The 16,331-nt window shown below is 46.5% G+C and carries 9 protein-coding genes and 1 tRNA gene; 6 read left to right on the plus strand and 4 right to left on the minus strand.

The annotated features are described in order from the left end of the window. Positions 1-31: 31 nt before the first annotated feature. Both Q0Y65_RS06030 and Q0Y65_RS06035 read left to right on the plus strand, forming a co-directional pair. Positions 32-6,730 carry an Ig-like domain repeat protein gene (locus Q0Y65_RS06030; RefSeq protein ID WP_297958191.1) on the plus strand — a complete coding sequence of 2,233 codons (6,699 nt, stop codon included), beginning with the start codon at positions 32-34 and terminating at the stop codon, positions 6,728-6,730. 197 nt (positions 6,731-6,927) lie between these two features. Further along, a complete protein-coding gene (locus tag Q0Y65_RS06035; protein ID WP_297958193.1) occupies positions 6,928-8,490 on the plus strand; it encodes a hypothetical protein in 1,563 nt (520 codons plus the stop codon). Between the two features lie 109 nt (positions 8,491-8,599). Here Q0Y65_RS06035 and Q0Y65_RS06040 read toward each other — a convergent pair whose 3' ends face one another. Beyond that, the gene (locus Q0Y65_RS06040) at positions 8,600-9,397 is read right to left on the minus strand and encodes an AraC family transcriptional regulator (RefSeq protein WP_297958195.1); all 798 of its coding nucleotides are present in this window, start codon (positions 9,395-9,397) and stop codon (positions 8,600-8,602) included. 399 nt (positions 9,398-9,796) lie between these two features. Here Q0Y65_RS06040 and Q0Y65_RS06045 point away from each other — a divergent pair, with 399 nt between their 5' ends. Continuing rightward, positions 9,797-10,861, plus strand: coding sequence for a dockerin type I domain-containing protein (locus Q0Y65_RS06045; protein WP_297958197.1), 1,065 nt, complete (start codon positions 9,797-9,799; stop codon positions 10,859-10,861). A gap of 335 nt (positions 10,862-11,196) precedes the next feature. Here Q0Y65_RS06045 and Q0Y65_RS06050 read toward each other — a convergent pair whose 3' ends face one another. The 3 genes from Q0Y65_RS06050 to Q0Y65_RS06060 all read right to left on the minus strand — a co-directional run bounded on the left by Q0Y65_RS06050 (position 11,197) and on the right by Q0Y65_RS06060 (position 13,581). Continuing rightward, positions 11,197-12,414: a GH25 family lysozyme gene (locus Q0Y65_RS06050; protein WP_297958198.1), complete on the minus strand. Its 1,218-nt coding sequence runs from the start codon at positions 12,412-12,414 to the stop codon at positions 11,197-11,199. A gap of 231 nt (positions 12,415-12,645) precedes the next feature. Further along, positions 12,646-12,721: transfer RNA gene (locus Q0Y65_RS06055), tRNA-Ala, on the minus strand. A 122-nt stretch (positions 12,722-12,843) separates the two neighbouring features. Further along, positions 12,844-13,581 (minus strand): glycosyltransferase, encoded by a 738-nt coding sequence (locus Q0Y65_RS06060; protein WP_297958199.1) that lies wholly within the window; start codon positions 13,579-13,581, stop codon positions 12,844-12,846. Between the two features lie 610 nt (positions 13,582-14,191). On the opposite strand from Q0Y65_RS06060, the gene Q0Y65_RS06065 reads away from it, so the two are divergent. The 3 genes from Q0Y65_RS06065 (at position 14,192) to Q0Y65_RS06075 (ending at position 16,329) form a co-directional block, all read left to right on the plus strand. Next, entirely contained in the window at positions 14,192-14,716 is a 525-nt protein-coding gene (locus Q0Y65_RS06065; RefSeq protein WP_297958201.1) for a 4'-phosphopantetheinyl transferase superfamily protein, read from the plus strand. A 138-nt stretch (positions 14,717-14,854) separates the two neighbouring features. Then, a complete protein-coding gene (locus Q0Y65_RS06070; protein ID WP_297958202.1) occupies positions 14,855-15,088 on the plus strand; it encodes an acyl carrier protein in 234 nt (77 codons plus the stop codon). A gap of 20 nt (positions 15,089-15,108) precedes the next feature. Then, positions 15,109-16,329, plus strand: a complete 1,221-nt coding sequence (locus tag Q0Y65_RS06075; protein WP_297958204.1) for an ACP S-malonyltransferase — start codon at positions 15,109-15,111, stop codon at positions 16,327-16,329. Positions 16,330-16,331 lie beyond the last annotated feature (2 nt).

Genomic DNA, 16,331 nt, shown 5'->3' on the forward strand with positions numbered 1-16,331 from the left:
GATCCTTTTATAAGAGAATGGAGTGTTTTAAGTGAGAAAAAAGCTTCTGTCAATAATACTGGTGGCGCTCTTGTCTACGAACGCTATACCGTATACGGCTCTCGCGGAATCCGAGGAGGGCAGTCCAGCGGCAGCGGAGGCAACAGCCGGAGCTGAGGAAGAGGAAGCGACAGAGCCCACCTCCGAGGAAGCGACGACAGGGACCGTAAAGATCAGAATGACCGACGCCAAGGGCGGTATAACAGTATATGCCGAGGAGCACAACGGCGACTATACCTGCCAGAAGGTGGAGTTCAACAGGGATGAATTCGTGGGCAAGGACGTAAGCTTCACCTGCGAAACGGAGCTGGTAAAAGAGGACGATAAGATCAAAGCACATATAAAAAACTGTGCTCTTGAAGGCGACGATGCAGACCTCTTTGAGCTTACGGATACTACCGAGGGCGAAAATGATTACCTTACGGTAGAGGTCTACAATATAACTCATCTTGTTGACGTAAAGCCTGTAACGACGAGTATTGCCCTGGGAGAGAGCGTTCCCGCGGTGATCGAGTGTGTTCCTGCGAACGACAAAGCCGAAATAGACACGAACGTCAAGTACAAGTGTACCGTCAAGGGCGCTTCGGGGAAGGCAGATGTGGGCAAATACCAGTTCAATCCTCCTGTTGCGGAGCACGGCGACTATAGGGCTCAGTTCGACAAGAAATATACCTTCGAAGTAAAAAACGGCAATATAGACACCCAGAGCATCGGGTTCATCCCGAAGGGAGAACATCATATCAGAGGTAACGACAAGTATAAGATATCATGTTCTTATGACTGGGATCAGTATCAGGTCGGCAAGGATCTTAATAATTTTTCCAGAAGTATAGAGCTTCAGTTGAAGAAAACGGCTGACGGAAAAAAGCAGACCGCATACTATTACCTGAAGGATAATTGGAATAATGTCATAAAAAAATGTGCATTCGAGTATTATCTGCCATGTGATACAGAGCTGGACAGCAGCTGGATATCCTCCGACGGCGACACGGTCGTAGTCAGCAACGGCGGACTGGTCACCAACGGAGATACCGTTATCAAGGTCCTGCTGAAAAGAAGCGATAATACCGAGCTTGAAGGAATGAAGCTCAAAGCAAAGCTGAACGGCCATGATAAGGAGCTCTCACCAAGGGAACTTACAGTTAGTGATGTGGACATACTTTCACTGCTGTCTACCGATGACGAGGCGGCCGAGGGCACACCGGAAAGCAAAAACGGTATCATCAGCGTAAATTATAATAACATAAACTATTACTACGCCGAGTTCGTTCCCGACCATGTGGCAGACGGCAATACCGCGGTATATACCGATATGGTGCTGTCTCTGAAGAACAAGGACGAGGAAAAGGAAGAACCTATCGGGCTTGCCGTTACTGCGAACCGCGGATCGGGCGCAGGTCAGTCCAAACTGATGATGGACAAGAAGGATCCCGTCATTGATAATGTCAGCACTAAGAAGGCTGTAAAGGTCGACTTCGACAATACCAAGAAGAAGATAAATGGTGAACTCAGCGTCAGCGACGCCGACAGCGGTATTAAGACCATAGAGTACAAATGGGACTTCGCCGATGACTATACCAAGGTCAGCGGCAATATTGATCCTTCGGCAGGCGCCGGTGTGAAAGCAAAATTCGAGACTCTCTATTCCGAGCTGGACGAAGACGTTTCCGAGCGTGCGAGCTTCGTGCTTGATATCAGGGTAACCGATAACGCAGGAAATGTCACCGAATATTCTCAGGTATGCAGATCAGAGTGGGACGTAATGCCTCCGAAGGTACTGTATGCAGGCTTCCTTGATGATAATTACCGGCCCGCGATGATGAATATGTACAACTATGGAAACTATACCAACAAGTCAATGAAGCTTGCCATAGTTTTACAGGACGAAACAGACAAGAAGTTCGTATCGGGACTCCGTTATCCCATCATGCAGGGCAAGGCCGTCAAGCCTGAAATGTATTCCATAGAGGACGTTGAAGGGCTTCAGGATTTCCTTGAAAATGTCACAGTCGATGCGGACGGAAAATTCAAGATAACAACTGCTCTCAGTGACAGCTGGCCTGTGGATAAGGACAGCTTAAAGAAGCTGAAGAAATATGACGTCAACAGCGATGATATGAGAGACGATCCTGTTCTCTGCATATTCGAGATCAGCGACATCTCGGGAGTATTCCCGCTGAATATGAATTTCTACGACAGAGGCGATATGCTCAACTCTGCCGAGATAAACAAGATAGTTTCGGGAATGCAGGCCAACGGCTGTATCTATGACACTGAAGCGCCGAGATGTTCATTCGTATTCGAGGACAGCAATAATGACGATCACGGTGTGACAGGCAGCGGAAGCGACTATACTCCCGATGATGAGGGCAGGATATGGGTCAATGAAAATGATAAGTTCCTGTACATCAAGACCAACGACTACTCCAGCGGTATCAGGAGTATACTCATTGAAAAGCTTGACGCCAACGGAGAGGTCATCTCCTCAAAGGATATCACGGTAAGCAATACCTCATCCGTAACGGAAAAAGTTATAAAGATCCCGCTTCACGAGGATACCGATCCCGACGCAGAGCCGTATTTAAAGGCTCTTACCGACGGAAAGTACGGCTTCAATCTTGTGATACAGGACAATGCAGGAAACATCAGCGGAAGACCGACAAGCGCCAAGAACAGCAAGGCTGATCCCGTTGAGCTGAAGGTGGGCGTTTACACAGGCAGCGTTAAAGCAAAATCTGAGGAAGTAAGCGGTATATCAAAGTATATCACTAAAAAGCTCTGGATTGAGGACAACGACAACGCAAAGCTGAAGGTAAAGCTCACAGGCACTGACGCAGGCGTTAAATGGCTGAGTGTGGTAGTAAACGGCGTTTATGTGGATTACGACTACGATCCCGTGACAGGTATCCTGACTACCGATCTGAAAAACAGGTACACAGGCCAGAAGGTACCATGCGACGGTACTCAGCAGTATTCACTCAGCGTATTCGGCTACGATCATGCAAGACACGGTATAAACTTCACTGACAAAATATACGCCGATCTGAGCGCTCCCGTTATAAGCAGGGTAGAGGCTGAAAAGACGGATTCCATAGGCATTCAGACGCTGAACGTTCTCACCTTCGGAGTGTTCTCCAATGATTCTGTTCTGATAAAGGCTCATGTTGACGAACCGAAGTATGACAGCGGTCTTGTCAATGTTATGCTGAACTATGTGGATGCAGACGGTAATATCGTGCCCGTGCTGATGAATCCGTCAGGCGGCGGCGACGGCCATTACATATACGAAGCGGAGCTCCCCCTCGGAGATCAGATATTCTACAACGATATCAGCATAATCGCCGAGGATCTCTGCGGAAAAATAAACGACCAGAAGGAATTCAACATAGAGGGCGAGGGCGGCAGCGGAAAGAACTGCGCCGTCATCGAGAAGAATGCTCCCGTGATAAGCATAGGCTTCCCGGAAAGCGACCTTACGGGGGACGAGGAGACAGAGAGCGAGGAAGCAGATCAGGAGAACACCGAAGCTGCCGGAAACACAGAAGCTCCCGATGAGAAGCCCAAGGAAAACGAGCTCATCTATCCTCACCATATAAGCAACTACGGAGACGAAAAGGCTCCCGACGAGGATATATGGTACGCCGAGCACAAGCACTTCACCGTAAAGATACATGACGCCCAGGCAGGTATAAGCAAGGTGTTCATGTGGATCAACGGCGAGGAGATAGAGGATCCCGAGAGATTCCTGGTGATTCCCGAGAAAAAGGCCGGAAATGCAGATGAAAATGCAGAGGCAAACGAGGAGAACACCGAAAACGCAGAGGCTCCGGCAGAGAATACGGAAGCAGCCGAAGAGGCTGCCGAGGAAGAAAGAGCTCTTACCGACGAGCTGTGGTTCGGCTTTGATACTGAGGAGCTCCATGAGCTTCTTAGCGAGCAGCCGAAATACGGCGCATACGAGTTCAAGGTACAGGCTCTGGACAATGCAGGCAATCTCACAGAGGCGGTAACCTTCGATTACAATCTTGACGTTATCTTACCTGAGATAGAGAAATTCATATTCTCACCCGCATCTGCGGACGATATAGGCGAAACGCAGGAGTTCCTCAACTCTGAGGATATTCCCGCATACACCTACTTCTTCGGCGGAAAGTTCTGGGCAGTATTCAGAGTATCCGACGCATTCCCCACATCGGGCCTTAACAGAGTGGATTACAAGCTGCTTCCCTATGCGGACGGCGAGGGCGTCATTGATCAGATACAGAGCGGCAGCCTGAAGGTATATTCCGAAACAGACGGCCTGGCAGAGGACTCCGAGGAGTATCAGCTCCTTGATTCGCTCCTGAATGCCGATAAGGAAAGGGAGAACGAGGAGGAAAGCGAGCCCGAGGGTATCTACGGATATTCGTGGCTGGAGATCCCCCTTGACTTCAAGGGACAGATATTCGCGGTCGTATACGATAACGTAGGACACAACTCCGAGGAAATGACCACTCACGGCTATGTTACCGATAACGAGGATCCTTCCATTGAAATATCAGGCATAAACAACACAAGGAATTCCGATGAGGATGGCAACAAGCTCTATTCGTCGGAGACAGAGGTCACTGTGGTCATCAGGGACGTAAAGTCGGGAATCAGGGACATACACTGCGCCGTTGATTCCGAAAAGCGCAGCAACGACCGCACGGACATCGATCTCAGGGAATACGATCTCAGCGGCACAGATGATATATCCGACGGCTGGGTAGTTTCTGCAAGAGACCGCAACCTCATAACCGAGGTAAGAAAGACATTCAGATTTGACACTGACGATAACGGTATATATATCACCGCAGACGCAGGCGACAATTCGGGCAATCATTCCGATAAGGAGGTCTCCGAGAAATTCACCGTGGACCTTACGGAGCCTGTTATCGATGTTGAGATAAACGGCGGTATAGACGATACCAATTACTACAGCGCTCAGCACAGACCCGAGGTCACCATAAAGGTAACGGAGAGAAACTTCGACGAGGATCTCATAAGGACAACCATCAATAACAGCTACGGAGGCACAGTTCCGGCAGTTGATTTCAGATCGGTATCTTCCACAGAGCACGTTGCCCATCTGGTATTCGGCGAGGGCGATTTCACCTTCGATATAAGAGGTACTGACAGAGCAGGTCATAACGCAAAGGTAAATATGGACCGCTCAAAGCTCAGGTTCTTCATGGACGTTACATCTCCCGTGGTCTCCAGCAACCTCAAGGATTTTGCAAAGGCTGAGAACGGAGATTACCTCAACAGAGCGCAGAACATCGAGATAACAGTTGTAGAGCACAACTTCGATCCCGAAAGGTCGGGACTGAAGATCTGGCACAAGGATCCCGGTTCGGACCATGACAATACAGGCTTTACAGATGTTACAAATTCCATAGTTTCAAGAGCTAACTGGAAATCCGATAAAGACACTCATACTCTTTCGGCACAGCTGAAGAAGGACGGTGTATACAGGATAGAGGTATCACCCGTTGACCCGTCGGGCAACAGTGCCGAAGCTTCAAGCTCGGGCATATTCGAGCTGGATACCACCAGACCCGAGGTCAAGGAGAAGAACGGCAGGAGAGTGGACAGCTCCAACGCCGATAAGTTCCTTGATGTATACGGCGCTTCAAGAAAGGACGATGCGATACCTACCGTAGAGTTCATGGACGCAAACTTCGATCATCTGAAGTACGTTCTGACGGTATATGCTCCTCAGTACAAGAACGGCAAGGAGCTGGCGGTCATCAGGCCCACAAATATGTTCCTTCCCGAGGACAGCGGCCAGACAGGAACTCTCAAGAACACTAAATTCACTCTTCCCGAATTCGACAAGGACGGCGTTTACGCGCTGGAGCTCATAGCAGTCGACAAGGCAGGAAACGAGAGCTATCTCAATTCCAATACCTATATGAGACTGGTGGACAATGATGTTCTTGCGTATATCCCCAACAGTAACGCCGCAAGAAAGACTGGCTGGTATTCATTCCAGTACGAAAACGGAGATCCCATAAGCAAGAGACCCGATAACTTCAGCGATATCGATATCGTGGTATTCTCGGAGAAAAACTCCGATGTAAGGGTAGTTCTGAGAGACTACAACGGCGATGAAAAGCTCACAGGCCTCAGGGCTGAGAACGATCCAAGCCTCTACGGAGTGAATATATCAAGATTCACTCTCGGTTCGGATTACTTCAGGGAAAATTTCCGTGACGACACAGATACAGAGCTTTACCTGTCGGTAAAGAACGACGACGCAAGAATAGACCTGGGAAGGCTACATATCGACAATATCGAGCCTAAGTGCGATCTTCCCAAGACGTTCAGGTCGTGGAAGTGGTTCGCAGGCAACAAGTCAAGGACCATTACCGTAAGCAATATCGACGAGCAGCTGGATATGACCAACTGTAAGGTATACGACAACGGCAAGGAGATTGACTTTGAGTATTCACCCGAGAACAGGAGCCTGTCCTTCACACTTGACAAGGGCTGGCACAGAGTCGGCGTAAAGCTTGAGGACGAAGCAGGAAACGTCTACAGCATACAGGAGATAGATAATCTTTATATCGGTTATTTCTGGCTGTGGGTCATCCTCGGCTCGGCAGCTGCCGCAGCAGCTCTGATCATATTCATAATCAGAAGGATCAGACGCAAGAGACTTTACTGATAATAAAAACAAATGAACAGCGCCCCCTTGTGGTTAACACAAGGGGGCATTTTTTTACCGTTCTGTCATGGAGCTTCCAAACGTGCAGGAAGCTGCCTGAAACGTTTCTATCAGCAGCTCATATAAAATGCGCCGAAACGGTTGCAGTCTGCGGCTGTGTGTGGTATAATAACAAAGTATGAAAGGAGGCGGAGACTTTGGATTTTATATGCAAGATGTGCGGCGGAGATATATCCCCCGATGACGGTACGGGCGTATGCGAGTGTGAGCACTGCGGCTCCCGTCAGACCTATCCCCTGCGCTACTTCGGCGAGTATGCAGAGATGTACAACAAGGCCTGTCAGCTCCGCCTCAGGACCGACTTCGAGGGGGCGGAAAAGCTTTTCACAAGGCTGTGCGAGGATATCACCGATGAAGCGGAGGGCTACTGGGGAATGGTCATGTGCCGCTGGGGAGTTGAGTACGAGGACGATCCCATATCGGGAATGAAGATAGCCGTATGCACCAGAACAGCTGCGGGAGAGCTTACAGGTGACCCATATTACCACGGTGCGCTGCTGACAGCCTCGCCTATGCAGGCGGCGTTCTACCGCAGAGAGGCTGCGGCTCTGGAGATGCTCCGCCGCGAGACCGTTGAGCGCATAGGCACAGGCGAGAGATACGATGTGTTCATATGCTGCCGCACCACCGATGACAGCGGCAATTCCACGTCCGACAGCGTAGTGGCGGGAGAGATATGCCATCAGCTCACACAGGAGGGCATAAAGGTCTTTTATGCTCCTGTGACTCTGGGAGATATGCCCGAAAATCAGCAGGAGCCCTACATAACCGCGGCCATAGGCAATTCCTCGGTGCTGCTGGTGGTGGGCTGCCGCATTGAGAACTTCGGCGTTCCCAGATTCAGAAGCGAGTGGAGCAGGTGCGCAGCGGGGGCAAAAAAGGACAGCGGCAGGCGGCTCCTTGTATGCCTGAAAAATACCGATCCCCGCAGTCTGCCCGCGGAGCTTGCAGGCTTTTCCGTCAAGGACGTAACAAGAATGGGCTTCCTCAGCGATATCATCAGGAGCGTAAACGCCCTTGCGGAGGAGAGCGGTAGCAGCCGGCCGCGGAGCATTGCCAAAAAGACTCCCGAGAAGCTTATACGCCGCATGAAGATATTTCTTGCAGATGAGGACTTCGACGCCGCAGAGGAGTACAGCGGACTTATACTCGACGCCGATCCCTATTGCTGGCAAGCGCATTATGCACGGTTTCTCGGTGACAACGGCTGCCGTAATACAGACGACCTTCTGAGAGAGGAAATGGTCGGCAGCTTTGCCGACGACTATATAGAGCGCTTTGGCTTTGACTTTTCCGATGATGAGGTATTCCGCGCACAGCTTTCGGAGCTCATCGGAGATCATATGTGCAATGCTCTGCGCTTTGCGGAGGGCGATGACAGCGTAAAGCTCAATACGGTATACGAACGCTTTGTCAGTGCGGTCCGCGACAGCATATTCATGAGAGAGCAGGAGCAGATAGACAGTGAGGAGCAGGAGGAGCTGGATCAGCTTCGCCGCCTCCATAACGAGGAGGAAACGGAAAAGGCTGCCGTCAGACGAAAGAAGCAGGCCATACGCAGCCGCTTCCTCGGATATATGGCGGTCATTGCAGCAGCTCTGCTGGTGCTTGCGGTAAAGTTCCATTTCACATGGGCATACATACTTATAGCAGTTCTTGCGGTGCTGACAGTGGCGGTGCTTGCAGGTCTGGAAAAATAGAAAGCGCCCGGGAAGCTCACTCAGCCGGACAGCGGCATAAAAAAACCGAGCCTGCGGTTACAGGCCCGGTTATCCGTTTTTCTGCTGAGTAAAGCTGCCTGAAGCGCTTTTATCTTTTTGTATCCTCTGATTGTCTGAACTGAAGGGGAGTCAGTCCGTAGGAGCTTCCGAAGAGCTTTACGAAGTAGGAGGTATTGCTGTAGCCAACGTTCACGCCCACTTCCTTTACCGAGAGATCGGTGGTCCTGAGAAGCTCCGCAGCCTTGTTGAGGCGGCTGTTTATCACGTCCTTGTTGACGCTGACGCCGAAGGTCTCGGTGTACAGGTGCTGGAAACGGGAGCGGCTCAGTGAGAGTTCCTTAGCCATATCATCTATGGAGTAGTCTCTGCCCGGCCAGCGGTATATGGACTGGCGTATCCACAGGAGCTTTTCGGAGTATATGCCCTCGGGACGGTCGGAAATGGTCTCCTTTTTCTTCAGCTTCTCAGAGGTCTTGTACATGAGAAGGCGGAAGTATAGATCGATGGACTTTTCCTTGAAGGAATTTGAGGAGTAGTGCTCAAAGCACATACTGCGTATCATCTCGGACATTTCCGTTATGTCCGTTATATCCACAGGCCTGTCAAGCGGGATATTCAGCTCTGCCATCATCTGCTGTTCGTGCTCGTCTGGAAAAAAGTGCATCCAGTCGTCGAAGTATTCGTTGCTGGCAGGATAGTAATACTGAGGCGTATCGGCGCGGAATATTATGAATGAATGTGATGAGGTGCGGATATCCTTGCCGTTTATCCTGAAATGTGCAGGAGTCTTTACTATCAGCATCAGCCAGCTTTCGGTGCCGTTGGGTCTGTCTATACAGAAATTTCTGCCGTGTCTGTGATTGTATCCTATTTCTACCATTCTCATTTGTTTTCCCCTCCATAAACAAATTACGGAACTATTATACCATAGCGGAGCACAATGTGTCAATCTTTTTCAGCACGAAAGTGATATATAAAAACGCTATCTGCCGATAGTTGATTTTTAAAGTGGTATATGTCATGCTCAGACTGTTGCCGCTCTGTATGGAAGCGATCTATACGAATGATCGTATGACCATTCGGTATAAAGCATATGAGCTATGAATTATTGACTTTTTCGTGGACGTTTGGTATAATAGGGCATAACAAGAAACAGGTATGCTTCACGGCCGTGAACAGACATTCTTGCGATCGGATATATTATTGCAGAAATCATGCTTGATAGTGCTGCAAAAAGTCTGAGTTTTGATAAGGTAAAAAAATGCTTTATGGATAAGGTGAGAAAATGAATATAAAACATATGATTTCTGTTTTTATTGCAGCGATACTGTGCATAACCATAGCGCCTTTTGAAACGGCCTATGCCAATGACGGCATTGCTGCGAAGATCCCTGACAGTATCACTGATACAGGGCTGAATAATAAAAAAACGTCCACAGCGGGAATGGAAAATCCCTTTAACAAACAGGACGACATGGAAGTTCCATATGACGGTAGGCGCTGGGTACAGCCGGTTGAGTGGAATATGCCGACTATTAATCCGAGGAATTATGAAGGCGGACTTATGATCTTTTTCGACCAGATCACGCTTGAACACGGCAAGGCAAACGGCAAGGTACAGCGTGTGTATTGCAGCATTCATGGCGCTACCGAACCTGTCAGCATTATGAAGTTCCATATTTTTTATGATACCCGACTGACTGTGAAGAAGAATGGTGACGGCGAGGTTATCAACCCGGGTAAAGTAACCGGAGACTTCAACACCGGTTCTGCTATGGTCGAAGAAGGACAGCTGGTATTCTATGCATATTCAGATGATACTGCGGTGAGCAATGGCAGTATATTCACTATTGATTTTATCGTCCCCCAAAATGCAGAGCCGGGTGAGGTCTATCCCATCGGTATGGCATATGTGGATGACGGCATAGTAGCCGATACCTTCATAAATTCCGAACAGGATTATGCGGGAAAGCTCCAGATGACATATGCTTTCAGCAAGGGTATCTACAACGGATATATAAAGATGTCAGGCGAGAAAAAGACTACTACCACCACCACTACTACCTCTACGACTACGACAACCACACTTCCTGTTATGCCTGCACGAAAGCTTGGCGATGAAAACGGTGACGGCAGCATCGATGCTATCGATGCATCGAGGATACTTGCCATCTATGCCGAAGCTTCAATCGAAGGGGGCGACTTGCCCACAGAGGAGGATTATGAGGTCTGCGATGTGGACCGAAACGGCTCCATAGACGCGGTGGACGCTTCAAAGGTGCTGGCCTACTACGCATATACGGGAGGCGGCGGAACAGGCACGTTTGAGGATTTTCTGAAGAAGAAATGATAAAAAGACGGACACTGAGTCCGTCTTTTTTGCTTTGTACCGACAAGCTGTTTTGCTGTCGTATATAATGCCAATACAGGCAAAAACCTGAAAGGTGCGGATTTCTCATGTTATATGCAGAGACTTTATTAATAGAATGTATACATGATTCCTGCCTTGAAAAAGACCGCTTAACAAAGCGTTATGCGGTCTTTTTGTCGTATGAATGAGAAACTTGAAGTGATGCTTTCTGTCGGGGAAGAATGATCGTCATTGCAATGCCTGTCGGCGAACGGAAATGTTCCTCACAGCCGTACAAGTCTGCGGAAGGTTTTTGCGTGTTCAGATAGACTAAACTATTTGTCGATCAGCATTCTCTTCATGAGACACAGGTCAAATACATCAAGCTGTCCATCCTTAATGAGGTCTCCGGCCTTCCAATCGGCAAGCTGTGTGTCAGGAACAGCAAGCAGCCATTTTTGGAGCAGCAGAACGTCAGCAACGCTGAATTCTCCGTCTGCATTGATATCGCCTGCGACACTGTCGGATTTCAGGTATAATACGTCAACGTTCACTTGACTGCTGATACCTGAAATGCTGCCATGATTGCTGTATTGCCAGATATTACAGAAGTCGGAATAGTCATGATCCGCAGGATCGCAGATTTTATCCCCATAAGGCCAAACTGCCATCCAAATGTTGATACCCTGGTTTCTTAGCGTATCTGCATCGATATAGTTCCTTAACCAAAACAGATTTGCATAGACACCAGGCTGATAGCCTGCCTCTCGGATCAGACTGCACCCATAAGAAAGCACTTCGGTGAATGCAGCTTTTCCCAGATCGGTTTGTCTGGTTGCCTGTTCTACATCAATGTAAACCGGTAAATCAAAGTGCTTGTCTCCCAGAGTTTTCAATAGATCGTTCACGTTAGATTCTATTTCTTTTTTTGTGTTTGCGGAAGAGTACATATATGTACCCACCTTCAGCCCGGCCGCTTTTGCGCTGAGATAATTCCGTTCAAAACAGAGATCGTTCATGTACTCTGCATTGCCTATATTCGTTGTTGCTGCAGGAATGATCGCAAAGGTAACACCGCCATTTGCAACACTCTGCCAATTGATATCACTTTGGAGCAATGAAATATCGATCCCTTTTTCAAAATCCGGACTGATGACAGGATCATGTCCGGGATCTGACGGAGGGCTGCTTATTGGTATTAACTGCCAGAGCTGGTTGTTGTTGTTGCTTTCCTCATAATTTGTAAATAGCAGCTGTCCAAGGTCTTTTCCCGGTGCTGAAACGACTGCATTCGGATTTGACGCACTGGCAATATAATAATAGTCACCTGTTTTATAGAAATAAAAACGTGCTTCATCTCCTTCCACAGTTTCCCCTCGTGTCAAGGCAACACCGCTTGTTACAGTCGAATTACAGTTCCCATTGACATAACCGCCGTCACTTTGCAGTATACGGATTTCATACTTGTTACTTCCCGCATTCGTGAGATAAAACTTCTGTTCAATTGTACCATCACCAGTGGCCTCGGTGATCCAATTAGGCGTTTTTGTCATTCCATACAGCCTTTTCAGAGCTTCGTTACAAAAGTCAACGGTTACTCTTGCTATCGTTGACTTTTGAGGGTTATTTCTGTATTTTCGCCCTGTTTTATACTATATAAGGCTCTCATAGCTCTCTATCTCAAAACCTACCGTTCCCGATTGCCCTCAAAAAATGCGTATTATCTGCGTTTAGGCAGAATAATGCACCCAAACTTCAATTGTATCAAAATTTGGGTGCTAATATGGTGGACCCGAAGGGGATCGAACCCTCGGCCTCTGCGTTGCGAACGCAGCGCTCTCCCAACTGAGCTACGAGCCCGTATTATACCGTCATTAATTATATCACTGAAAAAAGATCAAGTCCATTGTTATCTATCAAAGTTTACAGTTTATTCATAACTATCGTGTTCCTGTTTTGGAGCACGATAGTTATATCAGTCTTCAGCGAACGTCATAATAGAATTGATTGGCAGCTTTTTTATTATGGCCAGTGAAGATCGCATTTGTGAGCTTCAGGTTCTTCAGAAGATACCAATCACCGAATTCATCGAATTTTCGGCTGGAAGTGACTACGGACGGCTTTTTTATAACACCGTATTTCATGCCCTTTACATCTCCGAGAGCCTTCAGACGTTTTGCAAAATCCGCGTCCTCAACGCTGACAAGCTCTTCGTTGAAACCGCCTATAGTTTCAAAATCCTCCTTTTTGAACCAGAACATGGTAGCAGAAAGGATACCGCCGCTTTTACGGATGATAGGAAGCAGCTTGAATATTATATAAATCTCGGTAATAAGGATACCAAGTGACATACGGTCAAACTTTGGACGAGCTCCGCCGCCTATGTATTCGTTGCTTCCGAGCATGGACTTTATCTTTATCAGAGCATTGTAAGGCATCAAACTGTCAGCGTCAATAGTAACGATGAAACGTCCTTTGGCAGCCTTTACGCCATCATTTCTTATTTTGCTCAGACATTTGTCTTCATTGAATATAACATCAGCTCCGTACTTTCTGGAGATTTTTTCTGTTTTGTCAGTGCATCTGTTAAGTACTACAAGTATCTGGACGCGATCGTTGGGAACATATTTTTCGGCACGGCGTATAGCTTTTATACATTTTGCTATGTATTTCTCTTCGTTATGGGCGGGAATAACTATTGTAAAAGTGTATTCGTTCATTGATCTAACCTCGTTTTTTATCGGTGCAGCCGATATTGATTATGAACTGTGGAACAGTTTTTAGTATATTTATTATAATATATTAAAAAAATTTTTTCAACCTTTTACACACATTTTTTATTGATTAGTGGTTCTGAATAGGAGTAAATGATAATGTGAGACAGAAAAATTAGACAGGTGGTATAATAATGTGCTAAATTTGTGTGTTGTATACAACGAGTGCTGAAGTGTTGATAAAAAAATGTGTTATTTGATGAATTAAGCTAATGGGCAGAAAAAAACCAAAATCATTATTGAAAAATACGTTGTTATGTGTTATAATAAATCAAAGTATAAACTGGTAGTATTATTTATGACGGAACTACAAATCAGTTATATTTGGGAATTTTGCGTTTAAAAAATGGCTCTGTTCTTAATAAATGTGAAGGGCAGGAGTAATAGGATAGATATGATATATCACGGAATAGCGAATGTCTCTGCTATCGGTTGCTTTGACAATGTTAAATACTTAACAGCTTTTGTTGCGGAGGAGAGAAAAAACAGGATATGCAAGTTTCTTCGTGATGAGGACAAGATAAGGTCGCTTACTGCGGAGCTTCTTCTCAGGCATATGCTGAGTGTGATATATGGTACAAACGCGTCAGAGATAAGGTTCGGTGCCGATAAATACGGAAAGCCTTATCTGACCGGAAGCAAACTGAAGTTCAATATCTCTCATTCGGGAGATTATGTTGCCTGTGCTGTGGGAGATTCTGATATGGGCATAGACGTGGAGAAAATCAGCAAAGAGGAGCTTCCGGAGGTGTACAACGTGTTTGCACCATCGGAGATAGAAATGATCAATGCCTTGCCTCAGAATATGCAGGCAGATTTGTTTTACAGGATCTGGACTCTGAAAGAGAGCTATGTCAAAAAAACAGGAGATGGCCTGCATCGTCCGTTTGACTCCTTTTCCTTTGATCTGACGGGTGACAGTATCTGCTTGAAGGATAGCGGAAAGGCAGGAAGTGAAAATGCTTTTTTTAATAAAAAGCTTGACGGAAGATATTGGTATTCAGTTTGTTTTCCGTCGTATGAAAGAATTGAAGGTATTATCGAATATGATATATTCCGTTTAATCGATGCTTTCAGATGATTTAACTAAGTGCGGGGGATATAAAGGAATAGGATGATTAAAAGGTCATGACATATTTTATTCTGCTCCTTGCCTGTTCCGTTTCTTAGTAAAAATATAATTTATTATTTGCTACAAGAAAGGTAAAAGGTGATCAAAGTGAATGTTAACGAGAAAGTAAGAGGATTTATCTCAAGATTCGTGAAAATGGACGATTGTAATGATGATACAAACATTTTTGAGAGCGGCATGGTGAATTCACTCTTTTCTATGCAGCTTATTATGTTTCTTGAGAATGAATTTTCTATCCAGATAGAGAATGATGAGCTGGATCTTTCAAACTTTGAAACGATAAATAAGATCTGTGCTTTCGTAGAGAGAAAAACTGTCTGAACTGTCCCGGGAGAAAAATAATGAAAAGAATAGCTATGTTATTTCCGGGACAGGGCTCACATTTTCGCGGAATGGGAAAGGACCTATATGACCAATTCCCTGTAGCCAGAAAAGTGTTTGATGAGGCAAATGAGGTTCTGGGCTTTGATTTGGCGGGAAAATGCTTTGAAGGAAGAATAAGCGAGCTCAACCTTCCCGATATAATGACACTGTCAATACTGACTACCTCTTATGCTTCATATAAGGTATGGATATCAGAAACAGGTGTATTTCCTGATATATGTGCAGGCCACAGTATCGGAGAGTTTTCCGCTCTGGCTGCCGCGGGTGTTTTATCCTTTGAGGATGCGCTGAGGATAGTGAAGCTCAGGGCAGATCTTGCAAAATCGGTAGCCGACAGTCAGCGGGGCGCAATGACCATAGTTGATAACTTCAGCAAGGAACAGCTTGAGAAACTGTGTGCCAGCTTATCGGATGATGAATCCTTTGCTGAGATAAGCTGTGTTAATTCGGATAAACAGTTTGCTGTTTCGGGGCATCAGAGCGTTCTGATGGAACTTGAAAAAGAGGTAATGAAGTTTAACGGAAATACTACACCTCTTCTGATGAGTCCTCCGTTCCACTGTTCAATGATGACGAGTGTAAGAGAGGCGCTTTATGAAAAGCTCAGCTCCTGTAAGCTGAATCCTCCGGAATTCAGTGTCATATCAGACTTTACCGCAAGGCCTTATCGTTCCGAGGCGGAGGTACCGGAATTGCTTAGCCTTCAGGTTTGCAGCCGTGTAAGATGGAATGAGGCATTAAGGTATATCGCTGATACTGATGTTGATGCGATGATCGATATCGGTCCGTCGTCTGTTGTTTCCACACTCATAAGGGAAAACGGCAATGGTCATATACCTGTTTTCTCATTTGCAGTTGCGGGCGAACGCGATCATATAAAGGAAATGTGCAGAAACAGTTTTGCTGATATGAGCAATTTTATCAATCTATGTGTTAAAGAAGCTACAAACTGCAAAAATAATAACAGTAACATAAAGGAATACAGTCAAGCAGTTGATTATATAAACGAACTGATCCAGCTTAGATTTACCAATATTGAAACCATAACTGATACTGTAGATAAAGCTTTGCATCTGTGCTCACAGATATTTGAATTGAAGAGTTTAGATCATAGGGTCATTACCGTAAAGGTAAACAAACTCAGGAGCATGGCGGAAAAGCTTGGAAATATTGTTTAGGG

Origin of the sequence: uncultured Ruminococcus sp. (assembly GCF_947301925.1) — a bacterium.
Lineage (GTDB): Bacteria > Bacillota > Clostridia > Oscillospirales > Ruminococcaceae > Ruminococcus.

Excerpts from the sequence above, each read along its gene's own strand:
- Q0Y65_RS06075 (WP_297958204.1), top strand. The coding sequence starts at position 15,109 with ATGAAAAGAATAGCTATGTTATTTCCGGGACAGGGCTCACATTTTCGC.
- Q0Y65_RS06040 (WP_297958195.1), bottom strand. The coding sequence starts at position 9,397 with ATGAGAATGGTAGAAATAGGATACAATCACAGACACGGCAGAAATTTC.
- Q0Y65_RS06045 (WP_297958197.1), top strand. The coding sequence starts at position 9,797 with ATGAATATAAAACATATGATTTCTGTTTTTATTGCAGCGATACTGTGC.
- Q0Y65_RS06060 (WP_297958199.1), bottom strand. The coding sequence starts at position 13,581 with ATGAACGAATACACTTTTACAATAGTTATTCCCGCCCATAACGAAGAG.
- Q0Y65_RS06065 (WP_297958201.1), top strand. The coding sequence starts at position 14,192 with ATGCTGAGTGTGATATATGGTACAAACGCGTCAGAGATAAGGTTCGGT.
- Q0Y65_RS06050 (WP_297958198.1), bottom strand. The coding sequence starts at position 12,414 with ATGACAAAAACGCCTAATTGGATCACCGAGGCCACTGGTGATGGTACA.